General features: G+C 65.9%; 20 protein-coding genes. 10 read left to right on the top strand and 10 right to left on the bottom strand.

The features are described from left to right. Nucleotides 1-23 precede the first annotated feature (23 nt). From QXZ94_RS07015 to QXZ94_RS06970, 10 genes are all read right to left on the bottom strand, one after another. The gene (locus QXZ94_RS07015) at nt 24-665 is read right to left on the bottom strand and encodes an urea amidolyase associated protein UAAP2 (protein WP_315719806.1); all 642 of its coding nucleotides are present in this window, start codon (nt 663-665) and stop codon (nt 24-26) included. 10 nt (nt 666-675) lie between these two features. Next, complete coding sequence (locus QXZ94_RS07010) at nt 676-1,485, bottom strand: urea amidolyase associated protein UAAP1 (RefSeq protein WP_315719805.1); 810 nt, start codon at nt 1,483-1,485, stop codon at nt 676-678. Beyond that, nucleotides 1,482-2,084: an urea carboxylase-associated family protein gene (locus tag QXZ94_RS07005; protein WP_315719804.1), complete on the bottom strand. Its 603-nt coding sequence runs from the start codon at nt 2,082-2,084 to the stop codon at nt 1,482-1,484. Before QXZ94_RS07005 ends, QXZ94_RS07010 begins: the two co-directional genes overlap by 4 nt. Nucleotides 2,085-2,095: 11 nt before the next feature. Then, nucleotides 2,096-2,488 (bottom strand): RidA family protein, encoded by a 393-nt coding sequence (locus QXZ94_RS07000; RefSeq protein ID WP_315719803.1) that lies wholly within the window; start codon nt 2,486-2,488, stop codon nt 2,096-2,098. Nucleotides 2,489-2,512: 24 nt separating this feature from the next. After that, nucleotides 2,513-3,280, bottom strand: coding sequence for an amino acid ABC transporter ATP-binding protein (locus QXZ94_RS06995; RefSeq protein WP_315719802.1), 768 nt, complete (start codon nt 3,278-3,280; stop codon nt 2,513-2,515). A 10-nt stretch (nt 3,281-3,290) separates the two neighbouring features. Further along, on the bottom strand, nt 3,291-3,947 hold the full coding sequence (locus QXZ94_RS06990; protein ID WP_315719801.1) for an amino acid ABC transporter permease: 657 nt from the start codon (nt 3,945-3,947) through the stop codon (nt 3,291-3,293). Beyond that, a complete protein-coding gene (locus tag QXZ94_RS06985) occupies nt 3,944-4,588 on the bottom strand; it encodes an amino acid ABC transporter permease (RefSeq protein ID WP_315719800.1) in 645 nt (214 codons plus the stop codon). Before QXZ94_RS06985 ends, QXZ94_RS06990 begins: the two co-directional genes overlap by 4 nt. Before the next feature lie 117 nt (nt 4,589-4,705). Then, nucleotides 4,706-5,560, bottom strand: a complete 855-nt coding sequence (locus QXZ94_RS06980) for a transporter substrate-binding domain-containing protein (protein WP_315719799.1) — start codon at nt 5,558-5,560, stop codon at nt 4,706-4,708. A 24-nt stretch (nt 5,561-5,584) separates the two neighbouring features. After that, nucleotides 5,585-6,418: a nitroreductase family protein gene (locus tag QXZ94_RS06975; protein ID WP_315719798.1), complete on the bottom strand. Its 834-nt coding sequence runs from the start codon at nt 6,416-6,418 to the stop codon at nt 5,585-5,587. Nucleotides 6,419-6,845: 427 nt separating this feature from the next. Beyond that, nucleotides 6,846-7,301, bottom strand: coding sequence for a MarR family winged helix-turn-helix transcriptional regulator (locus QXZ94_RS06970; RefSeq protein ID WP_409998735.1), 456 nt, complete (start codon nt 7,299-7,301; stop codon nt 6,846-6,848). Between the two features lie 201 nt (nt 7,302-7,502). On the opposite strand from QXZ94_RS06970, the gene QXZ94_RS06965 reads away from it, so the two are divergent. The 10 genes from QXZ94_RS06965 (at nt 7,503) to QXZ94_RS06920 (ending at nt 19,769) form a co-directional block, all read left to right on the top strand. After that, nucleotides 7,503-8,780, top strand: coding sequence for an amidohydrolase/deacetylase family metallohydrolase (locus QXZ94_RS06965; RefSeq protein ID WP_315719796.1), 1,278 nt, complete (start codon nt 7,503-7,505; stop codon nt 8,778-8,780). Nucleotide 8,781: 1 nt separating this feature from the next. Next, nucleotides 8,782-11,154 (top strand): xanthine dehydrogenase family protein molybdopterin-binding subunit, encoded by a 2,373-nt coding sequence (locus QXZ94_RS06960; protein WP_315719795.1) that lies wholly within the window; start codon nt 8,782-8,784, stop codon nt 11,152-11,154. Beyond that, nucleotides 11,151-11,981, top strand: coding sequence for an FAD binding domain-containing protein (locus QXZ94_RS06955; RefSeq protein ID WP_315719794.1), 831 nt, complete (start codon nt 11,151-11,153; stop codon nt 11,979-11,981). Before QXZ94_RS06960 ends, QXZ94_RS06955 begins: the two co-directional genes overlap by 4 nt. After that, nucleotides 11,978-13,171, top strand: coding sequence for a xanthine dehydrogenase family Fe-S subunit (locus QXZ94_RS06950; protein ID WP_315719793.1), 1,194 nt, complete (start codon nt 11,978-11,980; stop codon nt 13,169-13,171). The genes QXZ94_RS06955 and QXZ94_RS06950 overlap by 4 nt, the downstream gene beginning before the upstream one ends. Before the next feature lie 364 nt (nt 13,172-13,535). Beyond that, nucleotides 13,536-14,498 (top strand): helix-turn-helix transcriptional regulator, encoded by a 963-nt coding sequence (locus tag QXZ94_RS06945; RefSeq protein ID WP_315719792.1) that lies wholly within the window; start codon nt 13,536-13,538, stop codon nt 14,496-14,498. Between the two features lie 113 nt (nt 14,499-14,611). Then, complete coding sequence (locus tag QXZ94_RS06940) at nt 14,612-15,865, top strand: ABC transporter substrate-binding protein (RefSeq protein ID WP_315719791.1); 1,254 nt, start codon at nt 14,612-14,614, stop codon at nt 15,863-15,865. A gap of 100 nt (nt 15,866-15,965) precedes the next feature. Further along, nucleotides 15,966-16,616, top strand: a complete 651-nt coding sequence (locus QXZ94_RS06935; protein ID WP_315726134.1) for an ABC transporter ATP-binding protein — start codon at nt 15,966-15,968, stop codon at nt 16,614-16,616. Beyond that, nucleotides 16,613-17,314 (top strand): ABC transporter ATP-binding protein, encoded by a 702-nt coding sequence (locus QXZ94_RS06930; RefSeq protein WP_315719790.1) that lies wholly within the window; start codon nt 16,613-16,615, stop codon nt 17,312-17,314. The genes QXZ94_RS06935 and QXZ94_RS06930 overlap by 4 nt, the downstream gene beginning before the upstream one ends. Beyond that, nucleotides 17,311-18,237, top strand: coding sequence for a branched-chain amino acid ABC transporter permease (locus QXZ94_RS06925; protein ID WP_315719789.1), 927 nt, complete (start codon nt 17,311-17,313; stop codon nt 18,235-18,237). The genes QXZ94_RS06930 and QXZ94_RS06925 overlap by 4 nt, the downstream gene beginning before the upstream one ends. Continuing rightward, complete coding sequence (locus tag QXZ94_RS06920) at nt 18,234-19,769, top strand: branched-chain amino acid ABC transporter permease (protein ID WP_315719788.1); 1,536 nt, start codon at nt 18,234-18,236, stop codon at nt 19,767-19,769. The genes QXZ94_RS06925 and QXZ94_RS06920 overlap by 4 nt, the downstream gene beginning before the upstream one ends.

Below are 19,769 nucleotides of genomic sequence, written 5' to 3'. Positions count from 1 at the left end.
TCAGATCGTCGGCGCAGGCGGAACTAGGACCTCTCAGCCGCAGCGGCCTCCCTGATCTCCACGCGGATCGGCGTGGGATCGAAGCCGTTGCAGGGGTTATTGACCTGCGGACAGTTCGAGATCACGAACAGCACGTCCAGCTCGGCGGTGACGTCGACGTAGTTGCCGGGCACTGAGGGGCCATCCAGCACCGTGAAATTGCCTGTCGGCTCGATCGGCACGTTCATGAAGAAGTTCAGGTTGGAGACGATGTCGCGCTTGGTCAGGCCATGCCGCAACAGCTCCAGGATGAAGTTTTCCCGGCAGGCATGCTGGTAGCGCGTCGCCTCGCCGAAGCGGACGGCGTTGCTCTCGCAGGAACAGCAGCCCGCCGAGGTATCGTGGCGACCGCAGGTGTCGGCGGTGATCGTTGCCATCACCCGGCCGCGGTTGGAGATCAGCCGTGTGCCGAGCTCGAGATAGGCCGAGCCCTGGACGCGCAGCGTATCCTGCGCGCTGTAGCGTTCGGCGGTGTCATCGGCGACGTACATCAGTGCGTCCACCGCCTGCTCGCCCTCGCTGTCGATGATGCGCAGCGTCTGCCCCTTCTTCAGCACCCGCGACCAGGGCTGCTCGGCGGGAACGTCGAAGGCGTAGATGAGAGAGCCCGTATTGGTCGGTGACATGATCACCTCCTCACGCGAACAGCTGATCGGTGAAGGCGTAGGCGCGCAGCGCTTCCGGCGACGCCGTGCGGCAGACGTCGTCGGCTGCGGGCGGCGGCAGCCGATGGCGGATCAGCGTGACCGGGGCCGTCGCCGCCGGCCGCGCCGGGTCGAGGGGATGGGCACAGTTGGAGACCGCGACGATCAGGTTCATCTCGGCGCGCAAATCGACGAAATCGCCGGCGCGCTTGCGCGCGGCGTGCCAGACGAAGCGTCCCGTCGTGTCCGTTGTCACGGGAGCAAAGAAGGTCACGCAGGGCGGGACGTCGCGCAGGCCGAGCCCGATCTTGGCGGCAGCCGAGATGAAGTTCGCCTGCGTATTGCGCGTCACCTCGCCATACGCTGAAAGGGTCGAGTCGGCGGTCGAGCCGCCGACGAGAAGATCATGCGCGCCGGACGTATCCTCGAACACCGACAGCAGCACCCGGCCCATGTCCGACAGGATCATGCGGCCCTTCGATATTGCCGCGCTCCATTGCACCTTCACGGTGTCGGCGCAGTTGAGGCGCTCGCTCGGATCTTCGCTGCGCCACGCCAGCAGCGACACGCTCGAGCGCCCGAGATCATCGATGATGCGCAGGGCCTCGCCGCGCGACAGCCGCACCGTCGTGTGCCAGCCGGGCGGCACCTGCTCGGTCTGGATGATGGCATCCGTCGCGATCGGCGCACCGTCGAGCGCCGTCGGCGCAGGCAACTGCTTCAGCTCCTGCCCAGCCGCACGCAGCTCCTCATAGCGGCGGCGGTTGGCGGCGGCCCGCTCCGCCTTGCTTTGTCCCGTCATGCCTCGGTGACCGAGAAATGCGCTTCGACCGGCTTCCCGGCCTTGCCGTTGATCGGCAGGATGTCCTGCGGACAGGCGGAGAATGCGATCACCAGATCCATTTCCGCGCGCAAGCGCACATGGCCGCCGGGCACGGGACGCGGCGGCGCGGCGAAGCCGAGCGTGCCCTCGGCGTCCCACGGAATGTTCATGAACAGATTGAGTGGGCTCGGCACCTCCGGAGGCGTCAGGCCGAGTTCGGCCATGCCGGCGAACAGATTGTCGGTGCAGTTGTCGTGATGGCCCTCGTGCCCGAGAAACGAGTAGCGATAGCGATCGCAGGCGGCGATCAGGGTGTCGTGAATGCCGCCCGAGGTGTCCTCGATCAAGGTCAGGATCGGCCGGCGCAAGTTGGTGCGGAGCACGTCGCCCGGCCGCGGCACCAGATGCAGCGAATGCGCCCTTGTATGCTCGTTCGACATGAACTCGGAGAGGTCGGCGCGATTGAACGCCCAGGTGTCGACCACCTGTTCGCCATGGGTGTTGATCACGGTGACGACCTGGCCGGCCGCCACGAACGCCGCCTTGCCGCGCCGCGCGGGAATTTCGATTGGCTCCATTGCACTCTCCCTCAGGGCTTGTAGGCCACCAGGTCGATCTCGACAATGCCGCCGCGCGCCAGATCGCAGACGCCGATCGTGGTCCGGCCCGGCCGGTGCGCGTCGTCGAAATGACTGGAGAAGATCGCGTTCATCGGCGCGTAGTCGCGCTTGAAATCGGTCAGGTAGATGCGGGCGAACACGACGTTCGCAAAGCTCATGCCGCAGCCCTTGAGCACGCGCGCGAGGTTGTCCATCACCTTGCGGGTCTGCGCCTCGATCCCGTCGGGAAGCGGCAGCGCGTCGTTATCGGGGTCGGTCGCGAGCTGGCCGGTGACGAACAGGAACGGACCGGCCTGCACCGCATGGCTATAGGGCGTGACCGGCTTCGGCGCGTCGGGAAGCAGATGATAGATCGGATCCATGGCGTGTCCTCGCTGCTTTATTAGCTATCCCGCGGCGTAGCGCTGGATGAACTGGCGCGCGCGCTCGGTGTCCGGGCTGACGAAGAAGCGCTCCGGCGGCCCGGTCTCGACGACGCGGCCGCGATCCATGAACAGGATGCGCGTGGCGGCGTCGCGCGCAAAGCCCATCTCGTGGGTCACGATCACCATGGTGCGGCCCTCGCGAGCGAGCTCGCGCATCACCAGCAGCACCTCGCCGACCAGTTCCGGATCGAGCGCGCTGGTCGGCTCGTCGAACAGCAGCACATCCGGCTTCATCGCCAGCGCGCGCGCAATGCCGACGCGCTGCTTCTGTCCGCCCGACAGCCGCGCCGGGAACACGTCGGCCTTGTCGGACAGCCCTACCTTGGCGAGCAGCGCCATCGCCTCTTCGCGCACCTCTGCCATCGGGCGCTTCTGCACTTGCACCGGCGCCTCGATCAGATTCTGCAGGACCGTGAGATGCGGCCAGAGCGCGAAATGCTGGAACACCATGCCGATGCGGGTGCGGACCCGCGACAGCTCGCGATCGGACATGACGACGCCGCCATTGTTGACGCCGATGCGGTCGCCATTGAGATAGATCTGTCCGGCATCCGGCCGCTCCAGCCAGTTGATGCAGCGAAGCAGCGTCGACTTGCCGGAGCCGGACGGGCCGAGGACGCAGACCGTCTCGCCGCGCGTCACCGTGAAGCTGATGTCGGAGAGCACCTCGAGGTCGCCGAAGCGCTTGGAGATGCCGGCGACGTCGAGTACGGGCATGTCGTCGGTCATTCCACCTCCCTCAGCGCCGCGCCGCGGCCAGCCGGTCGATGCCGCTGACCCCCGCCTCGATCACCAGGCAAAGGCCCCAATAGAGGAACACGGCGGTGATGAAGGCGGCGAACGGCACGTAGTGACGCGACTGGATCGAGCTTGCGGCATGCGTCAGCTCGGGCAATGCGATGATGGTGAGGAAGGCGCTGTCCTTGACGATCTGGATCATCTGGTTGCCGATCACGGGACCGGCAGCGAGCAGCAGCGGCGGGAGGATGATGCGCCGGAACAGACGCGGTCCCGAGAAGCCGATGGCGACGCCGGCCTCGATCGGCTCGCGCGGCTGCGCCGCCCACGCACCGCGCAGGATCTCGGCGAGATAGGCGGCGTGATAGACGGTCAGCGCCACCAGTCCCGAGCTCCAATTGTCGAGCCGGATGCCGAACGACGGCAGGCCGTAATAGACGATATAGGCGAACAGCAGGAACGGCACGCAGCGCATGCCGTCGACGAACACCCGCACCGTGAGCGCCAGCCAGCGCCGCTTCGACATCAGCGCCGGCGTCAGCACGAAGGCGATCACGACGCCGGCGATCGCGGACAGCGCCGAGAGGATCGTGGTGTTGCCGAGCCCGCTCAGCAGCAGGTCCCGTTCGCTCCAGACGATAGCGAAATCCTTGATCATGCCGCCTCGGCTGCGAGCTGGCGCCGCTCGATGAAGCGCTGCAGGGAGACCAGCGCGAACACGATCGGCGCATACATCGCGATCGCCACCAGGAACGGCGGCAGCGGCTCATAGGTCTCGGCGCCGATCCGCACCGCCGCGCGGGTGATGTCGACGACGCCGACCACCGCCAGCACCGGCGTGACCTTGATCAGCAGCGACATCTCGTTGACGAGCCCGGGGAGACTGACCCGTACGATCTGCGGCAGCACGATGCGGCGGAAACGCAGGCTCGCATGCATGCCGACGGATTGCGCAGCCTCGTATTGCTCCTTCGGGAAGTTCATCAGCGCGGCGCGCCAGACCTCGCAATTAAACGCAGAGGTGTTCATGACCAGCGCCAGGATCGCTGCCGACACCGGACCGATCGCGATACCGACATTGGGCAGCGCGAAGAACAACAGCAGCAGCAAGGTCACGAGCGGCGTCGCGCGCAGCACCGAGACATAGACGGCGACGACGCGGGCAACGAACGGAACGTTGGCCCAGCGCAGCAGCGCCAAGCCAAGCCCGATCGGCAGGCCGATCAGGATTCCGACGAAGGACAGCGTCACCGTCACGACGGCGCCCTGCAGTATGGCGAGCACGTCGGCCGCACTCATCGCCGTCCAGCCCTGGCAGCGTGCCGCCGGCGCAGCACGGCCGGCCACACCTCACGGGCAAACAAACCAGCGCGCAGCGATCGCCACCCGCACATCAACTGCACCTCGATCGCGGCGTCAGAATTCCGGCTCGAACGTTACCGGCAGATCCGGGAACGCCTCGCCGAACCACTTCTTCTGCAACTCGGCGAAGCGGCCGCTCTCCTTCTGCTTGGCAATGAAGCCGTTCAGGAACTCCACCAGCTCGGTGTTCCCCTTGGCGACCGCCCAGGCCGGATACGACTTGCCGGAGACGGGCTGGCCGACCGCGAACACGTTCGGCTTCTCGGCGACCAGCGCCTTGATGTTGATGATGGTGTTGACGACGTAGTCGACGCGGCCGAGCGCGAGATCCTGATAAGCCTCTGGATACGAGGTGTACTCGACCACCTTGCCGAGCTTGCCGCCCTCTTTCTCCAGCATGTCCTTCAGCTCGGGCAGACGGCCGAGCAGCGCACTGCCCGCCTGGACGCCGACGGTCTTGCCGCTGAGATCCTTGATGGCGTTGATGCTCTTGTCGTCCTTGCGCTTGACGTAATAGTGCGTCGCGTCGGCGATCGGGCTGGTGAAGTCGAGCGACTTCTTGCGCTCCTTGGTGATGATCGCCGCGGTGATGGCGACATCGTATTTGCCGGTGGAGACGCCGGCCAGGATGCCGGTCCAGGGCAGGATCTGCTGCTTGATCTCGAACGGCGCGTATTTGCGCAGATCCTCGATCATCTCGTTGTCGAAGCCGGTCGGCTTGCCGTCCTTGACGAACTCGAAGGGGCGGAAATCGTCCTCGGTAGCGACGATCAGGCCACGCTTCTTGATCTCGTCCATGCTGCCGGCGTTGGCATTGAACGTAGCCGGCAAGGTCAGCGCAGCGGCCAGCAGGGCCAGCGCGATTCGCCGCGACGGCGCCTGAAAGCGGAAAAACGAAGGCGTGGTCATCTCGCATCTCCTCATATGAACTGATCAGTCGAAGCTGAAGCCGTGGGCGCGAAGATAGGGCGGGAACGCTGCGCCCTCCGCCTTGGCCGCCTGACGCGCCTTGTCCTCCGACCAGCCGTAGAACTCGGCCTCGCCAAACTCGGCAATGCCGCGCTGCTGGTCTTTCGGAATGGCGTGCCGGGCATGACGCCGCCGGTCGTAATCGTCGAGCGCTGCAGGCAGCGAATCGTCGCCATAGCGGTCGAGATGCGTGGTGATGTTGCGCGGCAGCCGCAGGCTGACATGGCCCTCGGCCGCGGGATAGCCGAGGCACAGCCCGGCGACGGGGAACACCATATCCGGCAGTTCCAGCACCTTGGCGACGGTGTCGATCTCGTTGCGGATCACACTGATCGGACAGGTTCCGAGACCCACTGAATCCGCGCACAATATCATTGTCTGCAGCGCCAGCGCCGCATCGACCGAGGCATTGAAAAAGCCTTCGAGGGTGCCGTTCTTGACCGGCTTGCCGCGCAACTCACCGATCCGCTGCAGACGGCGGGCATCGCCGAGAAACACGAAGAAGACCGGTGACGCGCCGATCCAGGGCATGCTCGGAAACAGCTTGCCGATCGCGGCTCGCTTTTCGGCATCGCACAGCCGCATCACCGAGGCCTGCTGGAAGTCCGACTTGGCCGAGGCGCTCAACGCGCAGGCGACGAGCAGGTCGAGCAGCCCCTCTTCCGGCATCCGGTCGGTGTAGCGGCGGACCGTCTTGCGCGCCAGCACGCCGCGGAGAAATTCATTCGCCTGGATGTCGCCGCCATCAGGCCCGCCGTCTCCAAAGCGCGTCGCGATGGCATCAGCATGCTCCGACATCACGGCGCTCTTCTTCCGTCACGCGCGGCACACCACGTCCAACGGACCCCGTTGGACAGAGCAATGATCGGCGGCTCGCGCCGCGGCAGACATCGCATCGCTCACTCCATGCACTGCGACATCGATGTCGCCGCCCCGGATTGATTTCGCCGCGGCTTTGCGCGCAGCTCTTATGGAAGTTGTCAGCAAGGGACATGCCAGAGCTCGTGGGGCTAGGCGCAGCGCAGCGTCTGCGCCCCCGCCGTCGCGGCGATCTCCGACGAAATTGCGCAGTCGCAAGTGCCTTTTGTGGCGAAACGCCGTAGCGCGGAATGCGGAGCATGCTTCGTAGTTGCGGGAACGGACAGCTCGCCCCGATACCGTACTCCGGCGATGCGCTGCTTTTCGGGCAGCACCGTGCCCATTATCTAATCGGAGCGCGTTGCAGTCAGTCCGGCGATCGCGTCGCGTCGAGCCTCTGTCCCTGCGCCTCGACGATCGCCTGCATCATGGCGATGAACCGCTTCTGATCGGCCCTGGTCAGATCCGCGATCGTCGCGAGATGCGCCGCCCGCGCGGGACGCTCGATCTTGCGCAGCAATGCCGCGCCGGACCGGGTCAAACAACAGGTCCGCGAGCGCCGATCGTGCGGTCCGACGCTGCGGTCGACGAAGCCGCGCGCCTGCAGCCGCTTCAACGCTCCGGTCGTGGTGGTCCGGTCGAGGGCGATGTCCTGGGCCAGCGCCGTTTGATCCGCCGTTCCCCTTTTCGCCAGCGCCGTCAACAGGCTGTACTGCAATGGCGTGATCTCATAGGCGGCGCATTTCTCCTGGAACAACGCGACATGGATCTGGTGCAGCCGCCTGATCAGATAGCCTGGACGTTCCTCTAGGGGCCACGACACATCTGCATTCGTCTTGCTCCTTCCGGCCATCGATCGGCTCCCGCATAAGCGCTGGTCACGCTGCATCAATTTGAAGCTGTCTATGGCACGGATCTTGATGTAATGCGAAGCATGCTTCGTAAATTGGTCGGCGCATCATCCGCGCCGGCTCGTCGAGGACAGCTTTGACCGGGACAAACAACCCGGATAAGGAGAGCTTGCATGTCCGTGAGCGCCTCGTTCGACCTGCTGTTGCGCGGCGGCCGCGTCATCGACCCCGCCTCCGGCATCGACGGCTTGAGAGACGTCGCCATCCGCGACGGCCGCATCGCAGCTGTCCAGTCCGATATCCTGCCATCGGGCGCCAAGGACGTCGTCGACGTCACCGGCCAGCTCGTGTTGCCGGGGCTGATCGACACCCACGCCCATGTGTATCAGTACGTCACCGGCCGCTTCGGCATGAACGCTGATATGGTCGGCGTGCACTCAGGCGTCACCAGTCTGATCGACCAGGGCGGCCCGTCATGCATGACGCTGCCCGGCTTCCGGCATTTCGTCGCCGAGCGCGCGCAATCGCGCGTCTATGCGTTCCTGTCGGCCTATCTGGTCGGAGGCCTCGAAGGCCACTACTACCCCGATCTCTATCGTCCCGACTGCGTCGACATCGACGCCACGGTAAAATCGGCAGTCGCCAACCGCGACCTCGTGCGCGGCATCAAGGCGCATGCCGAGATCGGCGGTTTTGCGCGCTGGGGCATCCGCGTCATCGAGATGGCGGCCGAGATCGGCCGCCGCGCCGAGCTTCCGGTCTACGTCCATTTCGGACAGCTCTGGGGCCTGCCCGCGAGCGGCACCAACGGCGAGGATGTCGACACGATCTTGGAGCGCGTCATTCCGCTGCTGCGTCCGGGCGACGTGCTGGCGCATCCGTTCACGCGCCATCCCGGCGGCTTCGTCAACACCAGGGGCGAGGTGCATCCAGTCATCCAGGCCGCGCTCGATCGCGGGCTCAAGGTCGACGTCGGTCACGGCAGTCACTTCTCCTACCGGCTGGCGCGCAAGGCGATCGACGCCGGCATCGTGCCGCATACGCTCGGCGCCGACATCCACGGCTACAACACACATGTGCCGGCGCCCGCGGGCACGCCGGACGAGCCTGCCGACGACGAGAGCCATCCGTTCGCCGGCCATGCCAAGTTCAGCCTGGTGCAGGCGATGAGCTCACTGGTCGCGCTCGGTCTGACCTTGGAGCAGGTCGTACCGATGGTCACGTCCAATCCCGCCGCGATGCTCGGCCTGTCCGACCAGATCGGCGCGCTGCGGCCCGACATGGCCGCCGATGTCAGCGTACTCCGCGAGCAGCAGGGCCGGTTCGTCCTGCGCGACAACGAGAAGACCGAGGTGATCGCCGAGAAGCTGCTGCAGCCGGTGTTCTGCCTGCGCGCCGGAGTCCGTCACGACGCGACGGCGCCGATCCTGCCCGCAGCGGTCGCGGCCTGACGTGACCGACACGGCTCCGACCGTCTCGGATGATCGCGCACCGCGCGGCGTCGGCGCGTGCTTGCCGCGCAAGGAAGACGATCGTTTTCTGCGCGGCCGCGGTCAATACGTCGCCGACATCAGACTGCCGGGATTGAAGGACGTGGCCTTCGTGCGCAGCCCGGTGGCGCATGCCCAGATCAGGGCGATCTACATTCCCGCGGAATATCGCGACGTCGTGTTCACGGCCGACGACCTCACCGGCATCAAGCCGATCCGCGCCGTCTCCGGCCTGCCCGGCTTCAAGGTCTCCGAGCAGCCGGTGCTGGCTGTGGGCAAGGTGCGCCACGTCGGCGAGCTCGTGGCGATGTGCGTCGCGCGCAGCCGTGCCGAAGCCGAGGACATCGCCGCTTCCGTCGAGCTCGACCTGGAGCCGTTGCCGGCAGTGCACGACATGCGGCTGGCGCGCGCGGCCGGCAGCGCGCTGGTGCACGAGCATTGGGGCGACAACGTCTTCCTGGAAACCAATTTCGAGGTCCACATCTCGGCCGCGCTGGACGCGCCGATCAAGGTGACGCGCGAGATCACGACCGCGCGCCAATGCATGGCGCCGCTGGAGGGCCGCGGCGTCGTCGCGGCCTACGATCACCGGCTCGATCAGCTCACGCTGCACACCGGATCGCAGATGCCGCACATCGTGCGCAACGGCCTGTCCGACTGCCTCGGCATCGAACAGGGCCGCATCCGCATCATCGCGCCGGATATCGGCGGCGGCTTTGGCCACAAGGGCATCCTGTTGCCCGAGGAGGTCTGCCTGAGCTGGCTCGCCTTGACCAAGGGCATGACGGTGCGCTGGATCGAGGACCGGCGCGAGCATCTGAGCGCGAGCGCGAATTGCCGCGAGCACGCCTATCACATCACGGTCTACGCCGACCGCGACGGCCGCCTGCGCGGCATCGACTGCGAGGCAATCGTCGATTCCGGTGCCTACTCGTCCTACCCGTTCTCCGCCTGCCTCGAAGCGGCGCAGATCGCGAGCATCCTGCCGGGACCGTATCGGATGCCGGCCTATCGCTGCCGCACCTATTCCGTCGCGACCAACAAATGCCCGATCCTGCCCTATCGCGGCGTCGCCCGCACCGGCGTCTGCTTCGCGCTGGAGCTACTGCTCGATGCCGTCGCGGTCGAGGCCGGGCTCGAGCCCGGCGAGGTGCGCTTGCGCAATCTGGTGCAGCCGCAGGACATGCCGTTCGACAACATCACCAACAAGCATTTCGACAGCGGCGACTATCCGGGCGCGCTGCAGCGCGCGCTGGCGGCGATCGATGTCCCCGGCGTGCGGGCGCGCCAGCGGCGCGGCGAGCCGGACGGCCGGCTGATCGGCACCGGCGTCTCGATCTATTGCGAGCAGGCCGCGCATGGCACCTCGGTCTATGCCGGCTGGGGCATCCCGATGGTGCCCGGCCATGAGCAGGCCACAGCGCGCCTGACGCCCGACGGCGGTCTCGAGCTGCGCGTCGGCGTGCACTCCCACGGCCAGGGGCTCGAGACGACGCTCACGCAGGTCGCGCATGAGATCCTCGGCGTCGATCCCGACAAGATCCGCGTCATCCTCGGCGACACCGCGATGACGCCCTACTCCACCGGCACCTGGGGCTCGCGCTCGATGGTGATGGCCGGCGGCGCCGTGGGTACCGCCTGCGAACAGCTCGTCGCACGCGCCACCCGGATCGGCGCCAAGCTGCTGCAGCTCGCGCCCGAGGCGGTCACATGGCGCGACGGCCGCGCCTGCGGGCCCAACGGCAGCATAGGCCTCGTCGAGATCGCCCACACCTGGTACCGCCGGCCGCAGGATCTTCCCAACGATGTCGATCCTTCCGGCCTCGAAGTCACCAGCGGCTACAAGCCGGTGCGCGACAGCGGCACGTTCTCCTACGCGGCACATGCCGTGACGGTCGCCGTCGATCCGGATCTCGGCGAGGTCGAGCTCCTCGACTACGTCGTCGTCGAGGACGGCGGTGTCCTCGTCAATCCGATGATCGTCGACGGCCAGATCCTCGGCGGCCTGGCGCAGGGCATCGGCACCGCATTGTACGAGGAGATGCCGTTCGACGACGCCGCGCAGCCGCTGGCGACGACGCTGGCCGACTATCTGCTGCCTGGTCCGACCGAAGTCCCCGCGCCGCGCATGATCCACATGGAGACACCGTCGCCCTACACGATGTTCGGCGTCAAGGGCATCGGCGAAGGCGGCGCGATCGCGCCGCCGGCCGCGATAGCCAATGCCGTCAACGACGCGCTGCGGCCGCTCGGCGCGGAGCTGATGCAATCGCCGCTGTCGCCGCGCCGCATCGTCGCGGCGGTGCTGGCCGCGAAACAGGCGAGCACGCCGTGAAGGCCGCCTCCTTCGCCTATGAGCGCCCCCGCAGCGTGAGCGACGCGCTCGCCCTGCTCGCAGACGTCGATAGCGAAGCTAGGATCATGGCCGGCGGACAGTCGCTCGGCCCGATGCTCAATCTCCGTCTGGTGCAGCCGCCGCGTATCGTCGATATCGCCGGCCTTGCCGAGCTTCGCTCCGTCGAGCGCGATGGCGATGCCCTCATGATCGGCGCCTGCGTCACACACGCTGATATCGAGGACGGACGAATTCCCGACGTTACTCATGGCGTGTTGCCGCGGATCGCCCGCGGGATCGCCTATCGCGCCGTGCGCAACCGCGGCACGATCGGAGGCTCTCTCAGCCATGCCGATCCGGCGGCCGACTGGGTCACTACGCTCGTCGCTCTTGGTGCGAGCGTGCAGCTGACGAGCGCTAACGGCCAACGTAAAGTCGCGGTCGCAGAGTTCATCCAGGGCGTGCTGCAGACGGCGCTGCGTCCCGGCGAGCTGGTCACGGCGATCCGCGTCCCCTCGCTGTCGCCCACTGCGCGCTTCGGCTACGCCAAGGCCTGTCGCAAGCCCGGTGAATTCGCCCATGCGATGGCCGCCGCGCTGATCGAGCCCGAAAAGACGCGCAGCCGTGTCGTCATCGGCGCCATCGACACGACGCCGATCGTTATCGACGACTCCTCGCTGTTCGGCGGCGCAATCACCGATCTCCGGCGGCAATTCGATCGCGACCTCGCCAACCGCCTGCTCATGCAGGCGGGCGCGAGCGATCCGGCCGCGCGCCACATCCATGTCAGCGTGCTCGCGCGGGCGGTTGCGGAGGCCACCGCATGATGACGATCCAGCTCAGCGTCAACGGCCGTGCGGCCGAGGCCACAATCGAACCCCGCACCCATCTTGCCGATGTGCTGCGTGATCAGCTCGACCTCACCGGTACGCACCTCGGCTGCGAGCATGGCGTCTGCGGCGCCTGCACCTTGCTGCTCGACGGCGCCCCGGCGCGCTCCTGCATCACGCTTGCCGTGGCCTGCGATGGGGCCGCGGTCACCACGATCGAAGGCCTCGACGAGGACGAGATCGCAGCCGAACTGCGCGACGCCTTCACGCGCGAGCACGCGCTGCAATGCGGCTACTGCACGCCCGGCATGATCATGTCGGCGCGCGACCTCGTGATGCGCCTCGATCATGCCGACGAGCAAGCCATCCGCGTCGGCTTGAGCGGCAATCTCTGCCGCTGCACCGGCTATGCAGGGATCGTGCGAGCGATCAGCGCGGTGATCTCGGCACGACGGCAGCGAGGCATCGCGGCCGTGACCGGTGCCGGGCGGACTTTGCTCGGCCCGGTGGGATCGCTACCGGGCGCGGCCGCCATCTCACCGGCGCGGCCCGGGGTGACGGAGGTCAAGCTCTCCCGCAGTGTTGCCTCCGGTCTGCTCGATGCCCTGGAGGTCGCGCCCGCCAGGAGCTTCGATGCGGCATTCACGGTGAGCGCCGCGCCCGAACAGGTCTTTGCACTGTTCGGTCAGCCGAAGACGCTGGCTGCATGCTTTCCCGGTGCTGCCATCACCGACATCCCGGCTCCGGATCGGATCGACGGAGAGATCAGGGTCGCCATCGGTCCGCTGTCGGCCGCATTCCTGGGTTCTGCCAGGATCGAGCGCAACGCATCGGATCTGTCAGGCCGCCTCGTGGGCACAGGACGTGACCGGAGGAGCCGCACCTCGACCTCCGGACAGATCGATTGGCGCATGCTTCCGCTCGACGGCGGACGGGCCACCCGCGTCGAGCTTACGATCGGATACAGCCTCACCGGCCCGCTGGCGCAGATCGCGCGTGATGGGGTGGTGCGCGATCTGGCGTCACGCCTCACGACGACATTCGCGCAGAACTGCGAACGGCACATCAACGGCACGTTCAGTTCGGCGGAGACCATCGAGCCGCAGCGCCTCGATGCATTTGGCTTGCTGCTGAACGTCGCATGGACACGTTTCACCGCCATCGTCCGGCGCCTGCGCAGGTCATGAAGCCGCCACTCGCGAACGTCCGCTCCGATCTTCATCCGGCTGTAAAGGCAAAGTAGCGCCAAAAAATATAGAGCAGCTCAAGGCTACGAGGCCGAGCTGCAGCCCCGATACGGACAGCTATTTGGACATGACCGGTTCTTCTCAGAGCAAATAAGTCCACCTGAATGCAGCCCTGGAGCGACTGGGCAATTTCCGGAGCTATCGCGCTGCTCTGATATGACACTGTTACGTGTTAGCGGATGCAGCATCGGTTTTCAGCGCCGGCCCGCATCAGAGGCCTTGGCAGCCCGCAAAAAGGCTGGTTCAATTTGCATGGCATTTGCATGATCCTCGCGAGATCACCCGTCCGGTCTGAGACCCCGATATGGAAGCTCGAGCCGATCTTAGGACCTTCAGCGCGTTCGTTCTCGAGCTGTACGAGCGCAGTCAGGTGCTTGATCCCGTCGATCTCCTGCATTGGAGCATCGACAGCCTCGGTGCCACAACGGCGTGCGACGCCAATTGGGGGGGCTGGGCCGACCTCAGTTACGACGCCATCGAGATGTGCGGCTCGGTCTCGCGCAACCTGCCGCCCGACTTCGTGAAATTCTGGTCCGACATCAAGCACGAAGATCTGCTTGCCCGTGACTTCATCGAGACCGGTTGCGCATACCCGACCTATAGTCGCCAGGGGACGCGCCACACCGAAGGCATGGTCGCGCTGTCCGACAGGTACAACATCGACAAGTTTTCGACCATCGTGGTCGACAACAAGCGACTGCCCGTGATGCTGTTTATGTCTTGCTACCGGAGCGGCCGCTCAGCACGAACGCTCGCCGAGGGCGAGCTCAGATTTTTGCGCGCGGCACTGGACCATGTGGAATTGGCCGTCGAGCGCAAGGCGCTGGGTGGGCCAGACGGGAAGCATCTTCTGGTCAATGAGAGCGGCCGTGTGCTGGCCGCTTCACCGGAAACGCTTCGCGCCCTGCGCGATGTCTGGCCTGGCTGGAAGGGAGACCGTCTGCCGGCCGGGCCGCCGCGGCATTCGTCGCGGCAGATCGTGTCGATCGAGAAAGTCCGCTTCGAAATCCAGCTCGCATCTCAGCTGGCGGACCCGCACCTCTATTATGTCCGCCTGCTCGGCAAGGACCCTTGTGACAATCTCACATTGCGCGAGCGGCAGGTCGTCGCCCATATCGCCGATGGCCTGACGCATAAGGAAATCGCCCGACATCTCGGCATCTCGCCGGCAACGGTGCGCAATCATACCCAGGCGGTGCTGACCAAGCTCGGCGCCCGCAACAAGGCCGCGCTGCTCAAACTGATCCATTCCGCGGCCGCCGGCTGAACCGCGAGCCATTCGCCCTGCCCTAATGCATCTGCATCATACCGGGGTCCCTTCCGTCGCCGTACCGTGACGATCGCTGATGATCGAACGCAGGTCAGGACAGGACACCGCACATGCAGATCGCACGCAGAACACTGCTCGGAGGAATGGCAGCATCCGCTCTGACCGGATCGCTGGCCGGCCGTGCCGCGGCTGCGGATGATATTTTGATCGGGGTGCCTACCGCCCAATCATCCCCCGTCGGGGTCGGCGACCAGAAGGACTGGCTCAACGGGGTCACGCTGGCGATCGATGAGATCAATGCAGCCGGCGGTGTCGCCGGGCGCAAGCTGCGCGCGGAAGTCACCGACATCGACATCATGACACCGGAAGGCACGGTGTCGGCGATGCAGACCCTGACGGGCAAGCGCGTCCACGCCATCGCCTCCGCCTTCGTGCTCATTCCGCAGCCAGCGATGGATGCCGCCGCGGCGTCTGGGACCCCCTATCTGCACGGCAACACCTCGATCGCCTCGCTCGAGCTCGTGAAGTCAAATCCCGCTAAATACAAGAATATCTTCCAGATCGATCCCGCCGAGACCTGGTACGGCTACGGCTTCGTGCGCTATCTGAAACAGCTCACGGCCGCTGGATGGAAGCCGAAGAACAACAATATCCATATCGTGCAGGAGCAGATCTCCTACACCCAGGTGATCTCCAAGTCGGTGCAAAAAGCCATCGCCGAATCCGGCGGCGAATGGGTGCTGGGTCCCGTCACCGACATCCAGTTCCCGGTTCAGGACTGGTCGCCGGTACTACGTGCGCTGCACGATTCCGATGCGGGCGTCATGTTCATCGACCATTGGGTCGCGGCGGAGCTGGCAGCCTTCGCCCAGCAGTTCGCGGCCGATCCGGTGAAGGGCTCGCTGGTCTATCTGCAATACGGCCCGAGCCAGCCGGAGTTTCTCAAGCTCGCCGCCGGCAGCGCCGAAGGCATGATCTGGGGGACCGTGATCGGCACCCATGCCGACGGCAAGGGCAAGGATTTCCGCAGCAAGTACATCAAGCGCTACGGCGACAATATGGGCATCGTCTATACGGGCAGCGGCTACGACACCGTCAAATTGCTCGCGACCGTGTGGGAGAAGACCGATCCGTCGAATTTCGACACGGTCGGCTCAGCGATCCGCAAGCTCCGTTACGAGGGCGTCTGCGGCACCTATACGTTCGACAACGCTGAACAGGCGCCGCCCTGTCATCCCTGGCAGACAGAGGATGTGAAGGCGGGTATCAGCCATCTGCTGCTGCAGGTGCAGGACGGTCAGCATAAGATCATCGCGCCGGCCGAACTGGCGGAGGTCAAGATCAAGCCTGCTCCCTGGTTCTGAACGCAACGCACGCGGATCACCGACCATGCTGCCAGCTGGCGCGTGCTTCGGATGCGAGGGCGTCATGCTGTCGCTGGGAGGCCGGCGGATCTTGAGCGACGTGTCCCTCCACGTGAAGCGCGGCGAGGTGCTCGGCCTGATCGGCCCGAACGGCGCGGGCAAGACATCCCTGTTCGAGGTCCTGTCCGGGCGCTACCATCCGCAACACGGATCGGTCTTTCTCGACGAGCTGCGGCTCGATCGCCTCGACATCTTTCGCCGGGCCCGGCTCGGCGTCGCCCGCACCTATCAGAGCCCCGTCGTTCCCAATGCACTGACCATCGGCCAGACCTTGCGCGCCGCTCGCAAGGCCTATGCGCCGATGATGTCGGCGCATGACGCCGAATGGGCCGCGCGCCTCGTGCGGCTGGAAGCCAGCTGGGACCGGCCGGCCGGCTCGCTCGATACGTTCGATCGGCGCAAGCTCCTGCTGGCCTGCCTCATGATGCGCCGGCCACGTGTGTTGTTGATGGACGAGCCGGCCTCCGGGCTGATCAACACCGAGATCGCGGAGCTCGATCTGCTGCTGCGCAAATTCGCCGACGAATATCATCTCGCCATCATCCTCATCGAGCATCGGCTCGAATTGCTCGGAGCCATCGCCGACCGGGTCTACGTGCTGGATCTTGGCGCCATGATCGCGGAGGGCGCGCCCGAAGACGTCTTTCGCGACGATCGGGTCCAGGCGGCGTATTTCGGAGGCGCCGCATGAGCAGTGCGCTCCTCACCGTTCGCGGCCTGTCCGCCGGCTACGGGCCGCTGCGCGTGCTTCACGACATCGATTTCGCGATTGCGCCGGGCGAGCGGCTCGCGATCGTCGGCCTGAATGGCCATGGCAAGACCACGCTGTTCCGCGCCATCATGCAACTCGTCGGCTGGCAGCGCGGATCGATCCTGTTCGACGGCAAGGAGATCGGTGGCACCCGCTCGCTCGGTGAGGGCCGCTATACCCCAGGGATCGTCAGGCTCGGCATCGCCATGACACCGCAGGGCGATGCGATCTTTCCTGGGCTGACAGTGCGGGAGCATCTGGATTGCGGCGCCCACGCCAAGACGGCCTGGCGAGACCGCGCCCGCCGCCGCCAAAGCGTCTATCAGCTGTTTCCGCAATTGGATGAGCTTCAGGGTGCCCTGGTCGGCAAGCTCTCCGGCGGCGAACGCCGGATGGTCTCTATCGGACGTGCGCTGATGTCCGACGCCAAGCTCTACCTCATCGACGAGCCGACCCTCGGCCTTGCGCCCAAGGTCTCCAAGCGGGTGATCGAGGCGCTCGTCAACATCCCGCTCGAGGGCAAGGCCATGGTCATCACCGAGCAGAACGTCGCGCTGCTCTCCGGCGCCGTGAGCCGCATGATGGGAATGCACGCCGGCCGCCTGCGCGGCGAGGTCGGGCATGTAGGGCTCGCATGATGGACGCCACCCTCGTCATTTATGCGCTCTATCTCGCCGCCATCTATGCCCTGATGGCGATCGGCATCTCGCTGGTCTGGTCGAGCATCGGCATGGTCAACATGGCCTATGGCGCGACCTTCGCAGTGGCCGGCTACGCCGCCTATTTCGCGGCCGACGCGATCGCGCCGGCCATTCGAAGCTGGAGCACAGGCGCTGACGGAATGGTTCTGCTTGCGGTCCTTACCGTCATGGCGGGGATGATCGCAGGCGCGCTGTTCGGCATCTTCGTCTATCTCGTGGCCTTCCTGCCGATCCATGACAAGCCGAACTTCGCGGTCCGCAGCCTCATCGTCACGCTGTCCATCAATCTTGCGGCCGTTCAGGCCTTATTGTTCGCGTTCGGGCCGCAGCAGAAGGCGCTGCCGCGCATCTTCGGCGTCGGCCGCTTCAACCTGCTCGGCACGTCGATGCGCCTGGATCAGGCCATCACCATCGTGACGACGATCGTGCTCCTCGCCCTGGTGCTGTTGTGGCTGCGGATCAGCCGCAGGGGCCTGGAAATTCGTGCCGTGATGCAGAACTCCGAGGGCGCGGCCTTGTGCGGCATATCCAACCGCTGGACGGCGCTTCCGGTCATGATGTTGACCGGATCGCTCGCGGGCCTTGCCGCCGTGCTGCTGTCGCAGAGCATCTTCGTGAACCCGAGTGCCGGCACGACGCCGCTGATCAAGGGGCTGACCATTGCCCTCCTCGGCGGTCTCGGCTCGGTCCCCGGCGCCGTGCTCGGCGCGATCCTGATCGGCTTTCTCGAGGCCATCACCGGGATCATTCCCTTTCTCGGCCAGCGCTACGTTCTGGTGGTGCAGTTCGCCTTCATCGTTCTGGTTCTTCTCATTCGCCCCCGGGGTCTCGGCGGCCTGCTGGACGAGACGCGGGAATGATGAAGACGGACAAACCTGCAGCCTCGTACGTCAAGGTCGGCCGCCGGTCGGACGAGGTCACGCTGAAGCCGGATGGCGACCAGCTATGGCATCGCTGGCGGCCGCCGTTCAGCCGGCGGCACTGGCTGGCTTGGCGCGGACGCTACAATCCGAAATCGCTGCGCCGCGAGCGGCGGCTCGTCGACAAACGGCCGCTGTGGTGGACGTTGGGGCTCGGCGGCCTGCTGATCGCCGTTCCTTTCCTATCCGATCAGTTCGTCAACATCGCTGCGATCTTCTGCATCTTCGCCGCCATCAACGTGATCTGGACGTTGATCGTGGGGGCGGCCGGCATCTTCTCGCTCGCGACCATGGCGGTCGTCGGCCTGAGCGCCTATGCCGCCGCCGCGGCCAACGTCTATCTCGGCCTGCCCTGGCCGTTGATGATGCCGATCGGAGCTGCCGTGGGCTTGATCTTCGGGCTGCTGCTCGCCCTGCCCTCGACGCGGCTCGACGGCCTCTATTACGCGCTGCTGACGCTCGGGATCGCCGAGATCTGCCGGGTCTCGATTTCGCAGATCAAGGCCCTTGCACCGTCGAACAGCAGCATCAACGGGGTCGACTCCTTCATTCCCTCCGCCTGGCATCTGCAGCGACCCGGATTACTCCTGGGCTTCGCCGGCGCATTCGTCCTCCTGCTCTGTGCACTTCTGGTATTTCGGCTTGTCAACACCGAGCGGCTTGGCCTGCTGCTGCAGACCGCGCGCGAGGACGAAGCCTTCGCGGAGGCCGTCGGCATCGACTACCGCCGGGCGCGCTGGCTCGTGTTCGTGCTCGCTTCGAGCGCGCTCGGCGTCATCGGGGCGTTCTATGCGATGTTCTATCGCTCGATCTCACTGGCGGTGTTTTCGCTCGATCAGCTTCTTTTGCTGTTCGCGATGATCGTGATCGGCGGCCTCGGCCGTTCCGAGGGCGCCGTGCTCGGCACCGCGATCGTGGTGCTGATCGACAAGGGCCTGATCGGCCTCGGACCCTTGCGCATCATCATCGTCACCGCCGTCATGATCATCGTCGCGCTGACGGCCCGCGAGGGACTGACCGGCATCAAGGCCCAATTCCAGGCCTTCAGGAATCGCAAGAAGAGCGAGCGACGCGCTGCGCGGACGGAGAAAGGGGGCGAGGTCATGCCCGAGGAAGCCACCGAAATTGCCGACAAGCAGTTGATCTACCGGCGCCTGTTCGACAGGCGGCTGCGCGACGCGCTGAAATCGTCGATCACGCCGGACCTGATCGCGGAACACCGGGCCAAACCGCTCGGCCAGCACTCCGACGCGCTCGATCGTCTGCTGAACTATTTCCGCCGCGAGGAGATGCCGGACAAATACGCCGTCCTCAGGGTCGGCCCGCTGCGTTCCTGCAGCTATCGCGTGATGGCCTTGTCCGGCCGCGCCGGCCATCCGCCCCGCCTCGTCGACGACAAGCTCTATCCGACCCTCGACGAGGCCTATCACGCGGTGTTCCTGCTCCGCATCAACGACCTGCTTGCGAGCTGA

Origin of the sequence: Bradyrhizobium sp. SZCCHNS2022, assembly GCF_032377575.1 — a bacterium.
Lineage (GTDB): Bacteria > Pseudomonadota > Alphaproteobacteria > Rhizobiales > Xanthobacteraceae > Bradyrhizobium > Bradyrhizobium aeschynomenes.
The sequence above is the reverse complement of the archived record's forward strand: the minus strand, read 5'-3'. Positions and strand labels throughout refer to the sequence as shown.